Source organism: Microbulbifer sp. ABH2_005 (genome assembly GCF_056160005.1).
Genome location: NZ_JBSWWI010000004.1, coordinates 1 through 1,838 on the forward strand (window position 1 = coordinate 1; position 1,838 = coordinate 1,838).

Annotated in this window: 1 rRNA gene; it reads right to left on the reverse strand. The window is 52.1% G+C overall.

Annotated elements, in window-relative coordinates:
- Positions 1 to 1,838: ribosomal RNA gene (locus ACXAFI_RS19990) — 23S ribosomal RNA — on the reverse strand; the annotation flags it as partial.

The window sequence follows — 1,838 nt, forward strand, 5'->3', positions numbered from 1 at the left end:
TTCAAAGCCTCCCACCTATCCTACACAAGTAGGCTCAAAGTTCAGTGCAAAGCTGTAGTAAAGGTTCACGGGGTCTTTCCGTCTAGCCGCGGGTACACTGCATCTTAACAGCGATTTCAATTTCACTGAGTCTCTGGTGGAGACAGCGTGGCCATCGTTACGCCATTCGTGCAGGTCGGAACTTACCCGACAAGGAATTTCGCTACCTTAGGACCGTTATAGTTACGGCCGCCGTTTACCGGGGCTTCGATCAAGAGCTTCGCCGAAGCTAACCCCATCAATTAACCTTCCGGCACCGGGCAGGCGTCACACCCTATACGTCCTCTTACGAGTTTGCAGAGTGCTATGTTTTTAATAAACAGTCGCAGCCACCTGGTCACTTCGACCGGCCTCAGCTTAGGGAGCAAGTCCCATCACCAAAACCGGCGTACCTTCTCCCGAAGTTACGGTACCATTTTGCCTAGTTCCTTCACCAGAGTTCTCTCAAGCGCCTTGGTATTCTCTACCTGACCACCTGTGTCGGTTTAGAGTACGATTCACTATTGCCTGAAGCTTAGAAGTTTTTCCTGGAAGCAGGGCATCAACCACTTCACCCACAAGTGGGCTTCGTCATCAGTTCTCAGCCTTAGGGACCCGGATTTGCCTAAGTCCCCAGCCTACGACCTTAAACATGGACAACCAATCGCCATGCTGGCCTAGCCTTCTCCGTCACTCCGTCGCAGCAATAGCGAGTACAGGAATATTAACCTGTTTCCCATCGACTACGGCTTTCGCCCTCGCCTTAGGGGTCGACTAACCCTGTCCCGATTAGCGTTGGACAGGAACCCTTGGTCTTCCGGCGGGGAGGTTTTTCACCTCCCTTGTCGTTACTCATGTCAGCATTCGCACTTGTGATACCTCCAGCAGACCTCCCGATCCACCTTCAACGGCTTACACAACGCTCCTCTACCATGCTCCTAAGAGCATCCGCAGCTTCGGTTACCAGTTTTAGCCCCGGTATATCTTCCGCGCAGGCCGACTCGACTAGTGAGCTATTACGCTTTCTTTAAAGGATGGCTGCTTCTAAGCCAACCTCCTAGCTGTCTGGGCCTTCCCACATCGTTTCCCACTTAACTGGTATTTGGGACCTTAGCTGGCGGTCTGGGTTGTTTCCCTTTCCACGACGGACGTTAGCACCCGCCGTGTGTCTCCCGCGATTGCACTCCTCGGTATTCGGAGTTTGCATGGGGTTGGTAAGTCGGGATGACCCCCTAGCCCAAACAGTGCTCTACCCCCGAGGGTGAGACGCGAGGCGCTACCTAAATAGCTTTCGAGGAGAACCAGCTATCTCCCGGCTTGATTAGCCTTTCACTCCGATCCACAGGTCATCCCCTAATTTTTCAACATTAGTGGGTTCGGTCCTCCAGTTGATGTTACTCAACCTTCAACCTGCCCATGGATAGATCGCCGGGTTTCGGGTCTATTGCCTGCAACTAAACGCCCTATTAAGACTCGATTTCTCTACGGCTCCCCTAAGCGGTTAACCTTGCTACAGACAATAAGTCGCTGACCCATTATACAAAAGGTACGCAGTCACCCCGAAGGGCTCCTACTGCTTGTACGTATACGGTTTCAGGTTCTATTTCACTCCCCTCTCCGGGGTTCTTTTCGCCTTTCCCTCACGGTACTGGTTCACTATCGGTCAGCTGGGAGTATTTAGCCTTGGAGGATGGTCCCCCCATATTCAGTCAAGATAACACGTGTCCCGACCTACTCGATTTCACTCTAAATGCCTTTTCGTGTACGGGGCTATCACCCTGTATCGCGGTACTTTCCAGAACCTTCCACTAAAACATAAA